Annotated in this window: 13 protein-coding genes; 8 read left to right on the forward strand and 5 right to left on the reverse strand. The window is 70.6% G+C overall.

From position 1 onward, the window contains the following. Positions 1-266 precede the first annotated feature (266 nt). The gene (locus tag INT51_RS14110) at positions 267-1,598 is read left to right on the forward strand and encodes a sugar ABC transporter substrate-binding protein (RefSeq protein WP_193105959.1); all 1,332 of its coding nucleotides are present in this window, start codon (positions 267-269) and stop codon (positions 1,596-1,598) included. Between the two features lie 141 nt (positions 1,599-1,739). Here the strand turns inward: INT51_RS14110 and INT51_RS14115 are convergent, their stop codons facing one another. Next, positions 1,740-2,618, reverse strand: a complete 879-nt coding sequence (locus INT51_RS14115) for a LysR family transcriptional regulator (protein ID WP_193105960.1) — start codon at positions 2,616-2,618, stop codon at positions 1,740-1,742. A gap of 91 nt (positions 2,619-2,709) precedes the next feature. Here INT51_RS14115 and INT51_RS14120 point away from each other — a divergent pair, with 91 nt between their 5' ends. The 3 genes from INT51_RS14120 to INT51_RS14130 all read left to right on the forward strand — a co-directional run bounded on the left by INT51_RS14120 (position 2,710) and on the right by INT51_RS14130 (position 5,963). Next, a complete protein-coding gene (locus tag INT51_RS14120; RefSeq protein WP_193105961.1) occupies positions 2,710-3,426 on the forward strand; it encodes an SDR family NAD(P)-dependent oxidoreductase in 717 nt (238 codons plus the stop codon). Between the two features lie 516 nt (positions 3,427-3,942). Continuing rightward, entirely contained in the window at positions 3,943-4,878 is a 936-nt protein-coding gene (locus INT51_RS14125; protein WP_370540811.1) for an ABC transporter ATP-binding protein, read from the forward strand. Then, complete coding sequence (locus INT51_RS14130) at positions 4,878-5,963, forward strand: ABC transporter permease (protein WP_193105962.1); 1,086 nt, start codon at positions 4,878-4,880, stop codon at positions 5,961-5,963. The genes INT51_RS14125 and INT51_RS14130 overlap by 1 nt, the downstream gene beginning before the upstream one ends. 64 nt (positions 5,964-6,027) lie before the next feature. On the opposite strand, the gene INT51_RS14135 is transcribed toward INT51_RS14130, so the two are convergent. Together INT51_RS14135 and recR are read right to left on the reverse strand one after the other, a co-directional pair. Beyond that, positions 6,028-7,743, reverse strand: coding sequence for a hypothetical protein (locus tag INT51_RS14135; RefSeq protein ID WP_193105963.1), 1,716 nt, complete (start codon positions 7,741-7,743; stop codon positions 6,028-6,030). Positions 7,744-7,760: 17 nt separating this feature from the next. After that, the gene (gene recR / locus INT51_RS14140) at positions 7,761-8,354 is read right to left on the reverse strand and encodes a recombination mediator RecR (RefSeq protein ID WP_193105964.1); all 594 of its coding nucleotides are present in this window, start codon (positions 8,352-8,354) and stop codon (positions 7,761-7,763) included. Between the two features lie 277 nt (positions 8,355-8,631). Between recR and INT51_RS14145 the strand changes: the two genes are divergently transcribed. Together INT51_RS14145 and INT51_RS14150 are read left to right on the forward strand one after the other, a co-directional pair. After that, positions 8,632-9,963 (forward strand): glycoside hydrolase family 125 protein, encoded by a 1,332-nt coding sequence (locus tag INT51_RS14145; RefSeq protein ID WP_193105965.1) that lies wholly within the window; start codon positions 8,632-8,634, stop codon positions 9,961-9,963. 120 nt (positions 9,964-10,083) lie between these two features. Beyond that, a complete protein-coding gene (locus INT51_RS14150; RefSeq protein WP_193105966.1) occupies positions 10,084-10,614 on the forward strand; it encodes a transcriptional regulator in 531 nt (176 codons plus the stop codon). Between the two features lie 76 nt (positions 10,615-10,690). Here INT51_RS14150 and INT51_RS14155 read toward each other — a convergent pair whose 3' ends face one another. Both INT51_RS14155 and INT51_RS14160 read right to left on the reverse strand, forming a co-directional pair. After that, positions 10,691-14,290 carry a DNA polymerase III subunit gamma and tau gene (locus tag INT51_RS14155; protein ID WP_193105967.1) on the reverse strand — a complete coding sequence of 1,200 codons (3,600 nt, stop codon included), beginning with the start codon at positions 14,288-14,290 and terminating at the stop codon, positions 10,691-10,693. A 50-nt stretch (positions 14,291-14,340) separates the two neighbouring features. Then, a complete protein-coding gene (locus INT51_RS14160) occupies positions 14,341-15,651 on the reverse strand; it encodes a hypothetical protein (RefSeq protein ID WP_193105968.1) in 1,311 nt (436 codons plus the stop codon). A 286-nt stretch (positions 15,652-15,937) separates the two neighbouring features. Here INT51_RS14160 and INT51_RS14165 point away from each other — a divergent pair, with 286 nt between their 5' ends. Both INT51_RS14165 and INT51_RS14170 read left to right on the forward strand, forming a co-directional pair. Further along, entirely contained in the window at positions 15,938-16,381 is a 444-nt protein-coding gene (locus INT51_RS14165) for a VOC family protein (RefSeq protein ID WP_193105969.1), read from the forward strand. A gap of 68 nt (positions 16,382-16,449) precedes the next feature. Next, positions 16,450-17,967 carry a dicarboxylate/amino acid:cation symporter gene (locus INT51_RS14170; RefSeq protein ID WP_193105970.1) on the forward strand — a complete coding sequence of 506 codons (1,518 nt, stop codon included), beginning with the start codon at positions 16,450-16,452 and terminating at the stop codon, positions 17,965-17,967. Positions 17,968-18,098 lie beyond the last annotated feature (131 nt).

Raw genomic sequence — 18,098 nt, forward strand, 5'->3', positions numbered from 1 at the left:
ACCAGAGCCACCGCCGCCAGGACCAGCAGCAGCCCGATGCCCTGCAGGCCCGGCGAGTCGTCGTACCCGCCGTACATGAAAGCGGCGACCCCGAGAGTCGCGATGAGGAATGCCAGCACGTAGCTCATGAGTTCTTCCTGGTGATCGGCGCATCACTCAGCGGCGCCGTGGTTGTCACACGGTGTCACGCCTCCCCAACTCGCTCGCGATTCGCGGGATACTGGCGGGTGCCCCCGTCGTTCCGAGGTCCCCGGAAGGATCCCTCCATGCTGAATCGTCGTACCCTCCTGTCCTCCTTCGCCGCGGCCGGCCTGCTCGGCACCGCCGCCGCCTGCTCCCCCTCGAGCGACGACGGCAGCGGCACCAGCGACGGCGGCAAGGGCACGCTGACCTTCCGTCTCTGGGACGAGAACGCCGTGCCCGCCTACGAGGAGTCCTTCCAGGCCTTCACCGCCGACAGCGGCTGGACCGTCGAGATCGACGTGGTCCCGTGGGCCGACTACTGGACCCGCCTTCCGCTCGACGTGGCCAGCGGTGATGCGGCCGACGTGTACTGGATGAACTCCGCGAACTACGTCCTGTACAAGGACTCCGAGGACCTCCTGGACATCAACGAGGTCATCCCCGACGGCGCCTCGCAGTGGGAGCAGAGCGTCGTGGACCTCTACACCCGTGACGGCGGCCTCTGGGGAGTTCCGCAGATCTGGGACTCGATCGCCCTGTTCTACAACAAGGCCCTCGTCGAGGAGGCCGGAGTGGACCCGTCCGCCCTCGCCTTCGACCCCACGGCCGACGCCGACGCCCTGCGCGATGCCGGGAAGGCGCTCACGCTCGACGGCGCCGACAAGCACCCGGGCGAGGACGGCTTCGATCCGGACTCGCGCAAGCAGTTCGGGTTCAACTCGCAGGCGGACCGCCAGGCGATCATCGGTCCCATGCTCGCCTCCCACGGCGCCCAGTGGCAGGACGAGAACGAGTACACCTTCGCCTCCCCCGAGGGCATCGAGGCGTTCCAGTACATGGCGGATCTGATCAACGTCGAGCAGGTCGCCCCCAGCGCCGCGGACACCAATGAGAACGGTGACTTCACGCGCGACCTGTTCACCCAGGGCAAGCTCGGCCTGTTCCAGTCGGGCCCGTACAACCTCGGCGCAGTCTCCGACGGTGTGGGCGACTCCTTCGAGTGGGCCCTGGCCGCGCCGGTCGCCGGCCCCGAGGGCGCGAAGTCGCTCGTGCACGGAGTGGTCGCCGTCGGCAACGCGAAGGCCGAGGAGGAGCAGCAGGAGGGCATCGCCGCCCTGCTGACCTGGCTGGGCAGCGTCGAAGGTCAGCTTCCGCTGGCCGAGCAGGGCGTGTCCTTCCCCGGCCACGTCGACGCGCAGGAAGCCTTCATCGCCTTCTGGGAGAAGAAGGGCATCGACGTCAGCGTCTTCGTCGAGGCCGCCAAGAACGCCGCGGAGGCGGACATCGGTGCCCGTGCCAACGCCGGCCTGACTGCCGCGATCCCGATCTTCCAGGAGGTCTTCATCGGTCGCCTCACCGCCGAGGAGGGCATCCCGCAGGCACAGGAGGAGGGCAACGCCGCCATGTCGGAGTGAGGCGAGGCTGGCGCGGAGGCCGACAGCGTCCCCGCATCCGCGTCCGGCTCTGGGCCCGAGTTCTGAGTCCCGAATCCCGAGGCGGCCGCCGATCGCGCGGATCATTCCGGGTCGGGCCGACGTCGATCCGCCCACGAGCCCTCAGTCCGGGTTCGCGGGGAGCGAGCCGGCGTGCAGGCCGGCCGCAGAACGGACCAGCGATGCCACGGCCTGGGACCGGCTGGTGCGCGGCCACGCGATCACCGTGGTGATCCTCGGCGCGTCGAGCACGGGGACTGCGGCGTGCTCTGGCCACTGCCAGGCGCGGCTGGACGCAGGAATGACCAGGAGCGCCCTGCCCAGAGCCACGAGCTGAGCGAGCTGGGACTGGGTGTGGACCTCCGGTCCGGGGCCGTCCGGGTAGGACCCGTCGAGCCGGGGCCACCGCGCGATCGGCAGATCCGGCACGTCGCTGACGTCTGCCACTGTCAACTGGTCACGGGTCGCGAGCGGGTGCCCGGCGGGAATGATCGCGACCTGGCCTTCCACCAGAAGGTCCTCGGTGTCGAACCCCGCGAGGTCATCGACCGGGCGATGCATGAGGGCTACATCGGCACGCCCTTCGCGCAGCAGCCCGGTCTGCTCGCCGACCTCGCACAGCAGGACCTCGATCCGGGTCGCACCGGGCTCGCTCTCCACGGCATCGAGGAGCCGTTGCAGCAGCGCATGGGATGCCCCGGCCTTCGTCACGAGCACGAGCGGTCGGCTCGGATCTCCGGCTCGCTTCGTCCGATGTGCGGCGCCGACGACGGCATCGAGCACTCCCCTGGCCTCCTCCAGCAGTACTGTGCCGGGCTCGGTCAGCGACACCGACCGGTTGGTGCGGTGCAGGAGCCGGACACCGAGTCGCCGTTCCAGCAAGCTGATCGCGCGGGACAGCGGCGGCTGGGCCATTCCCAGCCGGACGGCAGCTCGTCCGAAGTGCAACTCTTCGGCGACGGCGACGAAATATCGCAGCTCCCGGGTCTCCAGATCGTCCATGGACGCAGACTAGCGCGTGATACCCGGTGGGTATCACCGCCGAAGGAATCGGTATTGGACCGCCGGTCCTCGACGGCGGAGCATCGGTGCCATGGAAGACACGAAGACAGCACTGGTCACAGGCGCAAACAAGGGAATCGGTCTCGCCATCGCGCGAGGCCTCGGACACCTCGACTTCACCGTCGCGGTGGGGGCCCGCGACGACGACAGACGCCGGGCAGCGGTCGCGGACCTCCGGTCTGCAGGCATCGACGCGTTCGGGGTCTCCCTCGACGTCACGTCGGACGACAGCGTCGTCGCGGCGGCAGCCACCATCGAGCAGACCACGGGACGACTGGACGTCCTCGTCAACAATGCGGGCATCGGCGGTCGGACGGACCACGGGGCACAGGACCCGACGACGCTCGACCTCGACGTCGTGCGCAGCGTCCTGGACACGAACGTGTTCGGGGCGGTCCGGGTCACGAACGCGATGCTCCCTCTGCTCCGGCGCGCGGAATCGCCACGCATCGTCAACATGTCCAGCGACATGGGATCGCTGACCCTCCAGACCGGGCCGCAAATGGCTGCCTACGCTCCGTCGAAGACCATGCTCAACAGCATCACGGCGCAATACGCCCGCCGGTTCGTCGACACGAACATCATCATCAACGCCGGGTGCCCCGGCTACGTCGCAACCGACTTCACCGGTCACAACGCTCTGCGGACACCGGAGCAGGGTGCCGCGATAGCGATCCAGCTCGCCACACTGAGTGACGACGGACCGCGCGGCGGCTTCTTCCGCGAGGACGGCGTCATCCCCTGGTGATCCCTGCCTGACCCGGGCGCATCGATCAGGCGATCGACGAACCGGACCCCGCGGCGTCGAGACCGGATCGAGCCACTCCCTTCACCACTGCTCCACGATTCGTCTCCGGAACGTGCCCGCCGAACCGTCCCGGACGCGGATCACCCCGTGGCACTCTGAGGTCATGACGCAGAACGCGTCCCCGGCCGAGGGTGCGGCCCGGGAGTCACAGGGGGATGACACGTGGATAACTACAACTACGACAACTACGACTCGCCCCAGTCGTCATCGTCCGGCTCGGGGGAGCCGCCGATGCGACCTGGTGCCGACGGTCCGTTTCCCGGGCCGGGCCCTGCGACGGTGGCCGCCGAGGGAGCCCATACCGGACGGCCGGCGGGCGGGCCGATGAGCCCGCACGGCCCGCAGAACACACAGGGAGTGCCGACCCTGCACCGCACCGAAAGTTCCCTAAGCCCGACAGGCGCACCGGGCGCATCGGGCACGCAGGGTCCACCGGGCGAACAGAGTCCCGGCATCGTGTGCGAGCAGGTCAGCCGTTCCTTCGGCTCCGTGCACGCGGTGCGCGACCTGTCGTTCACCGCGCCCCGGGGCGCGGTCACCGCGCTCGTCGGCCCCAACGGCTCCGGCAAGTCCACGCTCATGCTGATGCTCGCCTCGCTGCTCGCGCCGCAGCGCGGCCGCGTGCTGATCAACGGCGTGGACCCCTCGCAGGATTCCGCCGCGGTGCGCACCACCGTGGGGTGGATGCCCGACCAGTTCGGGGCCTGGGACTCGCTGCGCGTGGCCGAGGTGCTCGAGGTGATGGGGCGCGCCTACTTCCTGCCGACGGACAAGGTCCGTGCCCGTGTCAACGAGCTGCTCACGCTCATGGACCTGGTGCCCCTGGCCCAGCAGCCCGCGCACGTCCTCTCCCGAGGGCAGAAGCAGCGCCTCGGACTCGCACGAGCCCTCGTGCACGGCCCGCAGGTGCTGATCCTGGACGAGCCCGCGTCGGGCCTGGATCCGGCGTCGAGGCGCCGATTGCTGCGGGTGGTGCGGCAGGTCGCCGAGCACGGCGCGACCGTGCTGGTCTCCAGCCACATCCTCACCGAGCTCGAGGAGATGGCCGACCATGTCGTGTTCCTCGACGCCGGTCACGTCGTCGATTCCAGCAGCGTGCGGGAACTGGCCACCCGGCCCCGGCCCTGGCGCATCGAATCCCTGAACGCGACGGCCCTGTCCCGCGCCCTGGGCGAGCTCGGGGTGCGCCATCACGGGGTCGTGGATCCCGCGCACACCACCGGCGGCCACGCCGAGGCCGTGGTGGACCTGCCCGACGAGTCCACCGCCGCCAAGCTGCTGCGTGACCTGGCCGCGAAGGAGGCGGCGGTGGTCACCTTCGGCCCCGCCACCGGCCGCCTGGAGGCCGCCTATCTGGCCTCGGAGGCCGCGAGCCGCGAAGGAGCCCTCTGATGAACGGCACTCTCTCCCTGCGTCCGCGCGGACTGTGGTTGACGACCTCCCTCGAGCTGCGTCAGCGAGTCCGCTCGGTGCGCTGGTACGTGGCCCTCGGAGTGTTCACGGTGGTGCTGTTCGGCATCGGTCTCCTCGCCCTGGCCCCTGCACTCGTCAGTTCCGAGTGGGGCGCGGTCGCCCCGGTCGCACGGGTCATGTTCAGCCTGCAGATGCTGCTCGTGCTGTTCGCGATGCTGCTGGTCACACCCGCCCTGTCGGCCGGGTCGATCAATGGCGACCGCAGCGCCGGCACCCTGGCCACGCTGCAGGCGAGCCTGCTCAGCCCGCTCGAGATCGTGCTGGGCAAGCTGCTCGCCGGGCTGATCACCGGGCTCGCGTTCCTGGTCCTGGCGATGCCGTCGGCGCTGCCGCTCGCGCTGCTGGGACACGTCAGCGTGTTCTATCTGGTGCGGGTCGTGCTGATGATCTGCTTCCTGACGTTCTGCGTCACGGCGATCGGTCTGGGGCTCTCGGCCATCACCCAGCGACAACTGGGCTCCGTGGTGCTGGCCTACGTGCTGGTGTTCGGCGTGACCGTGGTCGGTCCGATCCTGTGGGGCGTCTCCGCGACGCTCCTCCATCAGGAGCGCGAGGTCACCGGCTACCACACCGAGTACGACGACTACAGCTCGATGACCGGTGGGGTCTGCGTCGCGGAGGCCGAGGTGCGTCCGGTCTGGCGGATGGATCTCACCCAGCCCCTCATGTGGCCGAACCCCGTCGTGATGCTGGCCGAGACTGCTCCGGGCCAGGACATGACGGCGAGCTGGGAGGACATGGACGCCGAGAACTCCCCCGACGTGCTCTCCCTCCTGAAGTTCGGGATGCGTGAACTCTCGAGTTCACCGCACCCTTCGGACTACAACAGCTGCAGCCCGGGGGACGAGAACTACCCGGAGGATCTCGGGTCCCCGAGGTCGATCCCGATGTGGCCGATGGGCGTGGGAGCGTGGGGCCTCCTCGCGCTCGGGTCCTTGATCCTGGCCGTGTTCCGCCTGGCCGTCCCGATCAAGCATCTCGGCAAGGGCACGCGCATCGCCTGAGCGGGTCAGCGCCCCGTGGGCACCCCAGCGCCGAGGGCAGCGCCCCCGTGCTCGCGCCGGCCCGTCAGGGTTCGCGCAGACCGGTGACCGAGTCGGGGATCTGGTGGCGGCGCGAGGGATCTCCTGTCGGGTCCTGACCGTCGGCGCCCTGCCCGCCCCCGGTGAAGGGTGAGCCCTCTCCTCCGAAGTCGGGCAGCTTTCCGGTCGCGAGGTCGGCCTGGCGCACGTCGGTGTCCTTCGCGCCGGGCACGCTGTCGTCGACCCAGAGCCGTTCCCCGGCGGCGTCGAGGTCGAAGATCTCCAGTGTGTGGTCCCCGCCCTGGGCCTGCAGGCGCTTGCGCAGCGCTGCCCGCACGGCGGGGTCCTCGGCGCGCTGGGTGCGGGTGCCGACGTCGGGCGCGATCAGCGAGTGCGGGGTCTGGCGGCGCATGAAGTTCCCGGCCGGGCCGTACAGCACGTCCCGCAGCCCCGTCCTCATCGCGGCCGCTGCCCCCAGACCCAGCAGCGGCACCAGCACCAGGGCGCCCGCGACGATCCAGACCCAGGCCACAGCGGTCGCCGCGCCGAGCAGAGCCAGCACCACCGCGAACAGGGCGAGACCGAGCAGTCCCATACCGGCGCTGAACCAGCCGGTCAGCGCCACTGCCCGCGCCTCCCAGGGGTTCACGCGGGCGCGGTGCTCCCAAGAAGGGTAGGTGCGCTGGTCGCGGACCAACCCGTGCTGGTTCTTCGCGGCCAGCGTGGCCAAGCCGGGCGCCAGGGAGATCCCGAGGGCCACCAGGGCCAGCACCGGGGCCCCGACGGCGACCATCTGCCAGCGCAGCGGAGAATCCACCTGCACCAGATCCGTCTGCATGATTCCGCTGAAGGTAGAGACCAGGTCGGTGATCCCGAAGATCACCCATCCCAGACCCACCGCGGCCGGCGCCACCCAGGTCAGGCAGGCGCGGGCGATGAGCGCGAGCGCAGTGAGCGCGCCGCGCGGGGTCAGGGCGGCGGAAGCGGCGGCGGAGCCGGGAGTCGGGGGAAGGTGCCGGCGGTCCTGACCGAGGACCCGCTGGGCAGCGGCTCGGCGGGTCGGCGGATCCCGATCCAGCCGGCCGACGGCCTCCAGTGTCGACGCCGCCTGGATGCCGAGCACCGTCGGTGCGCCGACCAGGCGACGCACGCACACCCAGGCCAGCAGGATCGCGCCGACGCCCAAGGACAGCGCCATCAACGGGCCGGGCCCCAGCCCGGCCCAGGGCTGCGGCACCCCGACGGCGACGCTCAGCGGCAGCGCCACCACCACCAGGATCGGCGGGATCAGCAGGATCGCGGTGAGGCGAGTGGCCACCTCCCGTTGGAAGCCGCGCTCGCTGAGATGGCGCCGCGGGTCCATGCCGGCGATCGCGCTGGGAGCCAGCGGCAGCAGAGCGAGGCTCAGCGCGGTCAGCACGACGGGGAGCAGCAGGAACGCCGCCCACAGCCCGCCCGAGGTGAACCCGAGCCCGGTCACGGCGGCGCGCAGATAGGCGGGATCCCCGAGCGCGATCAGCCCCGAGAGGATCCAGAACGTCGGCGAGGCGCCGGTGACGTAGAGGATCAGCAGCACGTACCACAGGCCCAGGATCACCAGACCCGGAGCCCAGCAGATCCGCAGCAGGCGGCCTGCGAGGGCGCGCTTGGACTCGGCGATGATCTCTCCGGGCGGCACCAGGTTCGTCGCCTCCCGGGGCAGCTCGCGCGGGGCCGGCAGGTTCACCAGCGGCGGCAGCGGACGGTCGTACGGGGAGGTCATCGGGGCTCCTGGCGGGCTCAGACGGAGCGCCGACCCAGGAAGGCCCGCCCCAGTGTCATCTCGTCGGCGTAGTCGAGGTCGCCGCCTACGGGCAGGCCGGAGGCGAGTCGGGTGACGGTCAGCTCGAGGGGCGAGAGCAGTCGCGAGAGGTAGGTGGAGGTGGCCTCGCCCTCGATGTTCGGGTCCAGCGCGAGGATGACCTCCTGGGTCACTCCGGAGCCGAGCCGGCTCATCAACTGGGTGATGCGCAGGTCATTGGGCCCGACCCCGCCGATCGGGTCGATCGCCCCGCCGAGCACGTGATAGCGGCCCTTGAACTCGCGGATCTTCTCGATCGCGACGATGTCCTTGGACTCCTCGACCACGCAGATGATCTCGTCGGTGCGGCGCGTGTCGGTGCAGATGCGGCAGATGTCCTCCGCCGAGACGTTGCCGCAGATCTCGCAGAAGCGCACGGTGTCCTTGACGGTCACCAGCACCTCGGCGAGACGGCGCACAGAAGCGTCGTCGGCGTCCAGCAGATGAAATGCGATCCGCTGGGCCGACTTGGGGCCGATGCCCGGCAGCTTGCCGAGCTCGTCGATGAGGTCCTGGACGATGCCTTCATACACGTCCCCAACTGTAGTTCCCGCGGCAGACGCCGGGTGCCGCCGGCGACGTGCCTCCGCGCACGTCGCGGCCCTGCCGATCCGCTGGCGATGCCCCTCCGACCCGCCGACCCGCTGGCGAGTGCGTCGCCGGCAGGTGCCTCGCAGGCGGTCGACTCACAGGCGGGTGACTCGCTGGCGGGATCCGCCAATGCGCAGACGATTCCTCGAATATGTCCATCGCCGTGACATATCCGGCTAACCTGGTTCCAGCACAGCCCGACCCTCGTGGAGGACCCCCATGGCCCAGCTGCCGCCCGCCCTGCTCGACGCCGTGCACGAGCGCGTGCTCTCCGGACTCGACGACACCGCCCAGCGCGAAGAGATCGCCCGCCGCGTGATCGCCTATCTCCGCAACACCGCCGAGACCACGGTCAGTGCCGAGGACGACGGCACCACCTTCGTGATCACCGGCGACATCCCCGCGATGTGGCTGCGAGATTCCGCCGCCCAGCTGACGCCCCTGCTGCGCCTGGTCATCGCCGGGGTGGGCGCCGAGGAGGACCGCCAGGTGCTGGTGGATCTGCTGACCGGCCTGCTGCGTCGCCACTGGCAGTACATCGTCATCGACCCGTATGCCAATGCGTTCAACCGGGCCCCGAACGCCTCCCATTGGGACAGCGACGACACGAACCTCGACAACCCGTGGGCGTGGGAGCGCAAGTTCGAACTGGACTCCCTCTCGTACGGCCCGGATCTGGCCTGGCGGGTCTGGAAGGCCACCGGCGACACCTCCTGGGCCGGCACCGAGTTCGTCACCGCAGCCCGCACGATCCTGGCCACCGTGCGCACGGAGCAGCATCACGAGGAACGCTCCGAGTACTACTTCCGGCGCGCCGACTGCCCCGCCCAGGACACCCTGGCACGCGAGGGGCGCGGCTCGCTGACCGCACCGAACGGCCTGGTCTGGGCGGGTTTCCGCCCCAGTGATGACGCCTGCACACTGGGCTACAACATCCCGGGCAACCACTTCTTGGCGCTCGCCCTGGAGCGCCTCGGGGAACTGCTGGAGCAGGTCGCCGGGGAGGCTGACGATGCCGAGGAGGCCCGCCGTCTGTCCGCCGAGATCCGCGAGGCGCTGCAGCAGCACGGGCTGATCGACGGGCCGGGTGGCACCAGGATCTGGGCCTACGAGATCGACGGACGCGGAAACCACGTGTTCATGGATGATGCGAACGTGCCGAGCCTGCTGGGCCTTCCCTACCTGGAGTGCGTCGCGGCCGACGATCCGACCTACCTCGCCACCCGCGCCGCGGTGCTGTCGCGGGAGAACCCGTACTACTTCGCGGGCCTGTACCTCGAGGGCGTCGGCTCGCCGCACACCCCGACGGACCACGTGTGGCCGATCGCGAAGAACATCGAGGCGCTCACCTGCACCGACGACGCGGAGCGGTTGCGGATCCTCGAGCAGCTGATCGACACCGACGGCGGCACCGGGATGATGCACGAGGGCGTCCACGTCGATGACCCGACGGTCTTCACCCGGGAATGGTTCTCCTGGTCGAACTCGATGTTCTGCGAACTGGCGCTGGATCTGGCCGGCGTGCATCGCGAGGCGGTCGCACGCGCCTGAGAGCGCGACACGGCCGACGACGCCGGACGCACTGGTCTCGCCGATCCGGGAGGGGTACCGTCGGGCCGGGCCGTCGCACCGTGCACGGCCCTTTCGCGACTCTGAACAGGACCGTGCACGATGACGTCGTTGCCTCATCCGTATGACGCCACCGAGCCGGCCACCGTGTGCTCGGTGACCGATGCGCCGGAGCTTCCCACCGCTGTGGTGTCCCAACGTGATTTCCCGATGTATGACATGTCGACGCTGATGGACGGCACGTTCTCGCACCTGGTCTCCGCGTTGGAAGAGGTGGGAGTCCACCCGATCGGTCCGGCGTTCGCCCTGCACCACCGTGCGCCGGTGTCCACGGCGGATGTGGAGGTCGGCTTCCCGGTGGACACGCCGCTCACGGAATCGATCACCCTGCCCAGCGGCTACGAGGTGACTGCCTCGGTGCTGCCGGGAGGTCGCGTGGGCCGGGTCAGCCACGTCGGCGGCTACGGCGGGCTCGCCGAGAGCTGGGGCGCGTTCACCGAGGAGATCGGTCATTCCGAGGAACAGATGATCTACCCGTTCTGGGAGTTCTACGTGACCCCACCGGCGCCGGGCGTGAACCAGGCGTCATTGCGCACCGATCTGTTCAGTCTGCTGGAGCCGCGCGACGACTGAGCGCAGCGCTCGCGACAGCTGAGCACGACGCTCGCCTCGTCCGAGCGGGGCGCACCCGCCCAGGACGGCTCGCGGGTCAGTACCGTTCGGTCTCGTCGATGACCTCGAGCACCTTGCCGCCCAGGACGGTCTCGATGATCTCGCGCCCGTTGCGGTTCGCGACCACCGCGTCCTCGTCGTCGCGGGTCGCGCCGCCGGTGGGATCGGCGTCCGTGCGCGGTTCCTCCGCACCGCCTGTCCGCGCACCTCGCGTGCGCAGCCCGGCGGTGCGCGATGCCTGCGCCGCCTCTCGGACCAGGGCCGCACCGCTGGTTGCCGGTACGGCGGCCCCGTCGGGAGAGGGCTTCGCGGCGAGTTCCGGGTTTGCGGTGTCAGCTCCTGCGGGGGCGGAGCCACCAGCGGCAGTGCCTGCGGGAGCGGACGCCATGGTGGCAGTCCCCCACGAGGCCGCCGCGCGCGCGGAAGCGGAACCGGACGGGGAGGCGGACTCTTCCCCTGTCGCAGACGGCGGGGGCGCGGCAGCGGCCGCGGAGGCAGCAGGGCCCGCAGAGGCGGCAGGGCCCGCGGACGCCGGGGGCTCGCCAGTTGGCGCAGAGTCCGAGGACAGTTCCGAGGTTGTGGGAGCTCCGGAGGCAGTTGGCGTTCCCGACTGTTCCGGGGCCGCACTGCCTGCGGGCGCTTCGAACTCATCGTCGGACTCGTCGCCGCTGGTCAGAGGGTCCGTCGTGGTGGTCGTCGAGCTGGGTGCGGGGCGCGAATGGATCACGCGGCCCTCGGCGATCGCGCGCTTCAAGGCGTTCTGCCCGTAGGTGCGAGGCTCCTCCGGGGGCAGGGAGTCGCGGCCCTCGTCGTCGACGACGGGAATCTCTCCCGATGCGTCGGTGGCGTGACCCGGCGCTGCTGCCTGCGGCGCGGCCTGGTCCTGCGGGGTCGGCGCAGTTGTTACGGGGCTGGAGGCGGGGGCCAGGGCGTCGGACCATCGGCCGGTGTGCTCGGCATGGCGCGGGCTCGAGGGTGCAGCATCGCGCTGGGACGGACCGGCATCGTCGCCTCGCGGACGGGGGTCCGGCGGATAGAAGTCCTCGGGGTCCGGCGGGTACGGGTCGTCGGGCTCGGGCGCGAAGTCCTCGACCCGGGCAGTGGCCGGGGCCGCACCACCTCGCCCTGCCTGGGACACCCGAGCAGCCGCCTGCATGGCACGGTCCGACGCGCGCTGACCTGCCGACGTGGGCTGTTGGGCCGCCGGGGCAGGGTCTGCGCGATCTGGTGCCGTGCTCTGCGGAGTCATCTGCGTGACGGCGTCGCCCCACGGGACAGGGGCATCGCCTGGTCCGGTCTCAGCGGCCTGTGGGGGCGCGTCAACGCTCGCTCGGCCCGTGACCGGTGCAGGGCCGGGGCCGCGGGCGGGGTCAGGGCCGGGGCCGGGGCCGCGGGCAGAGTCAGGGCCGGGGCCGGGGCCGGGGCCGGGGCGATCGAGGGCCTCGGTCGTCGCGCGCTGCTGCTGCTGGGCGGCGGGGTCACCCGGGCCGCCTGGGGCGCCACCGGGTCCCTGCTGTCCCGAGCGTCCCTGCGATCCGTCCGGGCCGGGGCGGGCACTGCCACCACCGGTGCCGCCAGTGCCGCCAGGATTGCTGGGACCACTAGGGCCACTGCCACCACTGGGGCCACCGGGCCCACGTCCGCCACCGGGGCCCGGATCCTCACCGACGACAGCCTCGATCGTGACCTCGATATGCATGATCCGACGCACGGCCTCGGCCAGATTCTCCGCCGCGGTCCCGCGGTGGAACGCGGAGACCAGACCGTCCGTGCGGAAGCCGATCACCACTGTCGAGTCGTGGGCAGCATTGATGTGCCCGTTCTGGGAGACAAGCGCCCAGCTGGGGCGACGGATCTGCGAGAGCTCATCGAGGATCGCGGACCAGTGCTCGCGCACCTGGTCCGCGGTCGGGCCACCCCCACCTGCGTTGCCTCCGGTGGCAGGAGCCGGAGCCGCGCTCGGCGCATCATGCGCAGCGGGATCCTGCGGGGCACTCTCGCGCGGAGCCGACTCCTGCACGGAAGGTCTCTGGGGGGCGGAGCCGGGAGGCGCGGAGCTCTGGTGGACAGGGGCCTGGGAGTCAGACGTCTGGGGTGCGGGACCCTGAGAGCCCATACCGGCCCTGCTGGCAGTGGCTGCCGTGGCTGCGGTAGCGGGAACCTGCTCCTCGGAGTGGGTCGAGGCGGACGCACCGCTGCCCGGTCGGGACACCGGCACATCCCACCCGCCGGACTGCTGCGGGGCGTCTGGACGCGGCGCGGAACCGCCGTCGGCCGGCGGCTGCGGTGCCGGCTGACCGGTGCGCTGATCCTGCTGGCCGCCCGGGCGGCCCTGGGCCTGGCGCGCCGCACCGGCCTTCTCCTGCGCGATACGCCGGGCCTCCTCGCGACCTCCGGACCCTCCCGGCGCTGCCTGGGCACCCGGACCGACCTGCGCCGATCCACCGGGAGCCTGTCCCCCACGACCGCTCGGGGCCGCCGCCGGACGGCCCGCGGCGGGAGCCGGCCCGTCGGCCGCAGCGGCCAGCGCAGCACGTTCATCGCGCAGCACCAGTCGCGCGGCGAGCAGCTCGAGATGGAGACGCGGCGAGGTCGCCCCGCTCATCGTGGACAGCGTCTCGTGGACCAGGTCACCGCACTGGGAGAGATCCGCCGGGGCGAACAGGGTGGCCTGGCCGCGCATGCGCTCGAGATCATCGGCCGGGACCTGCGGCAGCAGATCCGCGCCGCGATCCGGCACGGCGGCCAGCACGATCAGATCGCGCATCCGCTCCAGGAGGTCCTCGACGAAGCGGCGGGGCTCGTGGCCGGTGGCCAGGACATGCTCGACCGCGGAGTAGAGCGCTCCCGCGTCGCGCTCGGCGACGGCGGTGATGGCGCTGTCGAGCAGGGCCGTGTCGGTGAAGCCGAGCAGCGCGATCGCAGTCTGCATGTCGAGGCCGTCATCCGCCGCGCCGGCCATGAGCTGGTCCAGCACCGACATGGAGTCTCGTGCGGAGCCACCACCGGCCCGCACCACGAGCGGCATGACGCCGGTGCCGACGTTCACGCCCTCGGCCACGCAGACCTGCTCGAGATAGGGCCCGAGCACCTGCGGCGGGATCAGGCGGAAAGGATAGTGATGGGTACGGGAGCGGATGGTGCCGATGACCTTGTCCGGCTCGGTGGTCGCGAAGACGAACTTCACATGGTCCGGCGGCTCCTCGACGAGCTTGAGCAGCGCGTTGAACCCGGCGGAGGTCACCATGTGGGCCTCGTCGATGATGAACACCTTGAAGCGGTCACGCACCGGCGCGAAGGCAGCGCGTTCACGCAGCTCGCGGGCATCGTCGACGCCGCCGTGGCTGGCGGCGTCGATCTCGACCACGTCGAGGCTGCCGGCGCCGCCGGTGGCGAGGTCGCGGCAGGAATCGCACTGACCGCAGGGGATATCCGTCGGCCCCTCGGCGCAGTTCAGGCAGCGCGCGAGGATGCGCGCCGAGGTGGTCTTGCCACAGCCTCGCGGACCCGAGAACAGATAGGCGTGACCGATCCGGCCCGCGCGCAGCGCACGCCGCAAGGGCGTGGTGACGTGGTCCTGGCCGATCACCTCGGCGAAGGACTCCGGGCGGTAACGACGGTACAGAGCAGTGGCCACCCACACAGGCTAATGGAGCCTGCCGACGTTCCTCGCCGTTGGGGACAGGTTCACTCTGGGGAGGAAGCGTGCTCGGTGGTGCGCATGCTGGTCATCTCGTCATCCGATTCCTCTGACTTCGCGTGATCAGCCGTGATCGATCTCCCCGCGTGAGAACGCAGCTCCTCCGGGCCCGCTCCACGCACCCCGTCCGGGTCCGGGATGGTCTCGTCGCTCGCGACGTCCTCCGTGGTTCCGTCGGCCCGCTCGGATCCACTCATGGCGCCCGCTCCGCCACTGCTCGCGGCCCTGGTCGCATCCAGCTTCGCCTGACGACGCCGCAGGCCGCTGAACGTCACGACGAACACCACCAGCACCACGATCACCGGCACGGACACGTCGATCACCCACTCGGGCACGCTGAACGGCAGCGACAGATCCGGGATCCAGCCGAACAGCAGATCCATCAGCCAGTTCCAGGCGTCCACGACCGGGCGCAGCAGCGCAGCGAAGAACGCACGCACCGGCGCGAACAATGCGTCGAGGAACTCCTGAACGGGTCGCAGCAGCTCCGCGACCCACCGCCGGACCGGCTCGATCACACCCACGATCGCGTCGATGACCGGTCGGATCAGTGCTCCGATCCACTCCTTGACCGGGTCCAGCAGTCCGCTGAACAGGGCGCCGAATCCCAGCAGCGGGATCAGGAAACCGGCGGCCTTCGCGAGCGCGGCGACCAGTGCGTAGCGCGCTGGGTGCGCGAGGCGCTTGACGTCACGCACGGCCGACGGGCTGTCGTCCTCGGGAACCAGCAGGGAGCGCTCGAGACCATGGCGGACATCGACTTCGCCGGCGCCACCGAGCCCGGCGGTGCGCACCGCGATCACCTCTGCATCATGGAGATCCCCGTCGTCGTCGGGTCGGCGCACCGTGCAGTAGAGGACGGTGAAGTTCTCCTCGAGCCGGAACTGCAGGTCGTCGGCGGGAGCGGCATTGCCGGCCGCATCGTCGGGACCCTCGACGCCCTCGGCGGCGCCCTTCTCCGCGCTCGCGTCCTCGTCGTCCTTCTCCCGCTCGTTCTTCCCCCGCTCGACCGTCTTGCGTGTCTTCTCCTCCGCCTTAGGGTCGTGTTCGATGCCGTCGATGACCACGGTGAAGGTGGTATCGAGGAAGCGGTGCCGCACGCGCACCAGGTAGTCGTGCTCCTCGGCGCGGCCGCGGTACTCGACGTCGGCCGCGAAGCGCGTCGGCTCCCGATCACCGAACCCGACCCCGGAATCGGGCGCCTGCTGCGACGTGGCGTCGCCCACCGCGGCTGCTGCATCGTCTGGGGCGGCGTCGGATCCCGACGGGTCGGCGGGGTGAACAGGGCTTTCAGACATGTCGTCAGAGTGTCATCCGTCGGGCGCCAGCGCATCGTGCGCTCGGCTGAGATCACCACCGCGCCATCAGCCGATCAGCGGAGGCCGGCAGGACAAGAAGGGCAGGCCAGGCGAGGCAGGCAGGGTTGGGCGGGGCTGGGCGAGGTTGGGCGGGGCAGCACCGGGCGGGCCCCCGCGCCGGACCCTCCGCGTGGACTGCGGGGCGGATGCCGGCACGAAAAGCGCAGCGCCGTCGGCCGGGCCAAAAGTGCTTGACCCCCGTGCCACGCCCGCCAAGACTGGCGCGATGAGCGTCTTCCTCTCCCACACCAGCATCGACTGCCATGACGCCTACGCCCTCAGCGAGTGGTGGCGGATCGCGCTGGACTACGCGATGGACGCGGAGGATCCGAACCTGCCCGGGCATGAGGAGTGCGCGATCCATGACCCGGAGACCGGGCACACCCTGCTGTTCCTCGAGGTCCAGGACGACGTCCTTCCGGCCAAGCGGATCCACTTCGACGTGCGCCCTCGTCAGCGGCCCCAGCACGAGGAGATCGCCTGGCTCCAGGAGCACGGCGCGGTGCCGGTCGCCGATCATCGCGGGCAGTACGGCCCGGGCACCGGGTGGATGATCATGGCCGACCCGGAGGGCAACCAGTTCTGCGTGCTGCTCTCGCCCGCCGAGCGAGCTGCGTTCACCACGGGTGCGGTCGGTGACGATTACCTGGGAGATGCCCACAACTCATAAGTGCTACTACTGTGATCACCTAGGTAAACCGTTGATGCCAGACAGGGAAGGGCGTAGCGTCCTTTCGCGTGAGCACAACGAGCACCCCCTCCCCCTCGAGCGAGGCGACCCCGACGCGCAGGCGCAACCCGCTGCGCGCGGTCATCCGCATCCCCTTCGGCTGGCAGGTCCTGATCGGACTCGTCCTCGGCGTGGTCCTCGGTCTCGTCGCCGCCCAGATCGGCCCGGTCCCCGGCGCCGGCGAGGACGGCGGTGACGGCCCCAACGGGCTGACCACCGTCCTCGAGACCATCGGCACGATCTTCGTGACCCTGCTGAAGGCCCTGGTCCCGCCGCTGATCTTCCTCGCGATCGTCACCTCGATCGCCAACCTGCGAGGCGTCACCAACGCCGCTCGGCTGGCGGGTAAGACCCTGCTCTGGTTCGCCATCACCTCCCTCATCGCCGTGTCGATCGGCATCGCCCTGGGGGCCGTGACCTCGCCCGGCGCCAACTCCGGCATCTCGGCCGACGCCGCGAGCGCCTCCGAGACCCAGGGCGGGTGGCTCGACTTCCTCACCGGCCTCGTGCCCTCGAACTTCCTGGGCATCACCGGATCCGCCGGTGACGACGGCTCCGTCTCCCTCAGCTTCAACGCCCTGCAGATCCTGGTCATCTCCATCGCCGTGGGCATCGCCGTGCTCTCCGTCGGCGAGAAGGCCGAACCGTTCCTGAAGGTCACCGGCTCCGCGCTGGCGATCGTGCAGAAGCTGCTGTGGTGGGTCATCCGCCTCGCCCCGATCGGCACCGTCGGCCTGCTCGGCAACGCCGTGGCCAGCTACGGCTGGAACGCCATCGGGCAGCTCGGCGTCTTCGTCGCCGACGTGTACATCGGCATGTTCATCGTGCTGCTGGTCGTCTACCCGATCCTGCTGAAGATCAATGGCCTGTCCATCGGCTCGTTCTTCCGCGGCGTGTGGCCCGCGACCTCGCTGGGCTTCGTCTCGCGCTCCTCGCTGGGCACCATGCCGATGACCCAGGCCGTCACCGAGCGCATGGGCGTGCCGCGCCACTACGCGTCGTTCGCGGTCCCGCTGGGCTCGACCACCAAGATGGACGGCTGCGCCGCGATCTACCCGGCGCTGGCCGCGATCTTCGTCGCGAACTTCTACGGGATCCAGCTCGGCGTCACCGACTACCTGCTGATCGTCCTGGTCTCGGTGCTCGGCTCCGCCGCGACCGCCGGCATGACCGGTGCGACCGTGATGCTCACCCTGACGCTGTCCACCCTGGGCCTCCCGCTCGAGGGCGTGGGCCTGCTGCTCGCGATCGACCCGATCCTGGACATGGGCCGCACCGCCCTGAACGTCACCGGCCAGGCGCTGGTGCCGGTGATCGTCTCCCGGCGCGAGAAGATCCTCGACCAGAAGGCGTACGACGCCGCCCGCCGCACCTCGTTCCAGGCGATCCAGGCCGAGCAGGCTGCGGAGGCCGCGGAGGGCCAGGACGCATCCTCCACGCAGCCGACCGGGGCCGACGACACCGCCGGCGCGGCCGGATCCGACCCCGCCGATGCCGATCGTGAGAAGCAGCCCGCCACCGCCTGACCCTCCCCCGGCCCCGCCCCCTCGCGCAGGTCGCTGCCCAGGCACCAGGCACCAGGCACCAGGCACCAGGCACCAGTGAAGCGCCCTGGGTTTCGTTCCGAGTCTCAGCAAGGAGAATCGGAACATGCCCA

The organism is Brachybacterium sp. FME24 (assembly GCF_014897705.1).
Classification (GTDB): Bacteria; Actinomycetota; Actinomycetes; order Actinomycetales; family Dermabacteraceae; genus Brachybacterium.

Coding starts and splice junctions, on each gene's coding strand:
- INT51_RS14135 (WP_193105963.1), bottom strand. CDS start 7,743: ATGACCTCCCCGTACGACCGTCCGCTGCCGCCGCTGGTGAACCTGCCG.
- INT51_RS14165 (WP_193105969.1), top strand. CDS start 15,938: ATGAGCGTCTTCCTCTCCCACACCAGCATCGACTGCCATGACGCCTAC.
- INT51_RS14115 (WP_193105960.1), bottom strand. CDS start 2,618: ATGGACGATCTGGAGACCCGGGAGCTGCGATATTTCGTCGCCGTCGCC.
- INT51_RS14130 (WP_193105962.1), top strand. CDS start 4,878: ATGAACGGCACTCTCTCCCTGCGTCCGCGCGGACTGTGGTTGACGACC.
- INT51_RS14160 (WP_193105968.1), bottom strand. CDS start 15,651: ATGTCTGAAAGCCCTGTTCACCCCGCCGACCCGTCGGGATCCGACGCC.
- INT51_RS14150 (WP_193105966.1), top strand. CDS start 10,084: ATGACGTCGTTGCCTCATCCGTATGACGCCACCGAGCCGGCCACCGTG.
- INT51_RS14145 (WP_193105965.1), top strand. CDS start 8,632: ATGGCCCAGCTGCCGCCCGCCCTGCTCGACGCCGTGCACGAGCGCGTG.
- INT51_RS14120 (WP_193105961.1), top strand. CDS start 2,710: ATGGAAGACACGAAGACAGCACTGGTCACAGGCGCAAACAAGGGAATC.
- INT51_RS14110 (WP_193105959.1), top strand. CDS start 267: ATGCTGAATCGTCGTACCCTCCTGTCCTCCTTCGCCGCGGCCGGCCTG.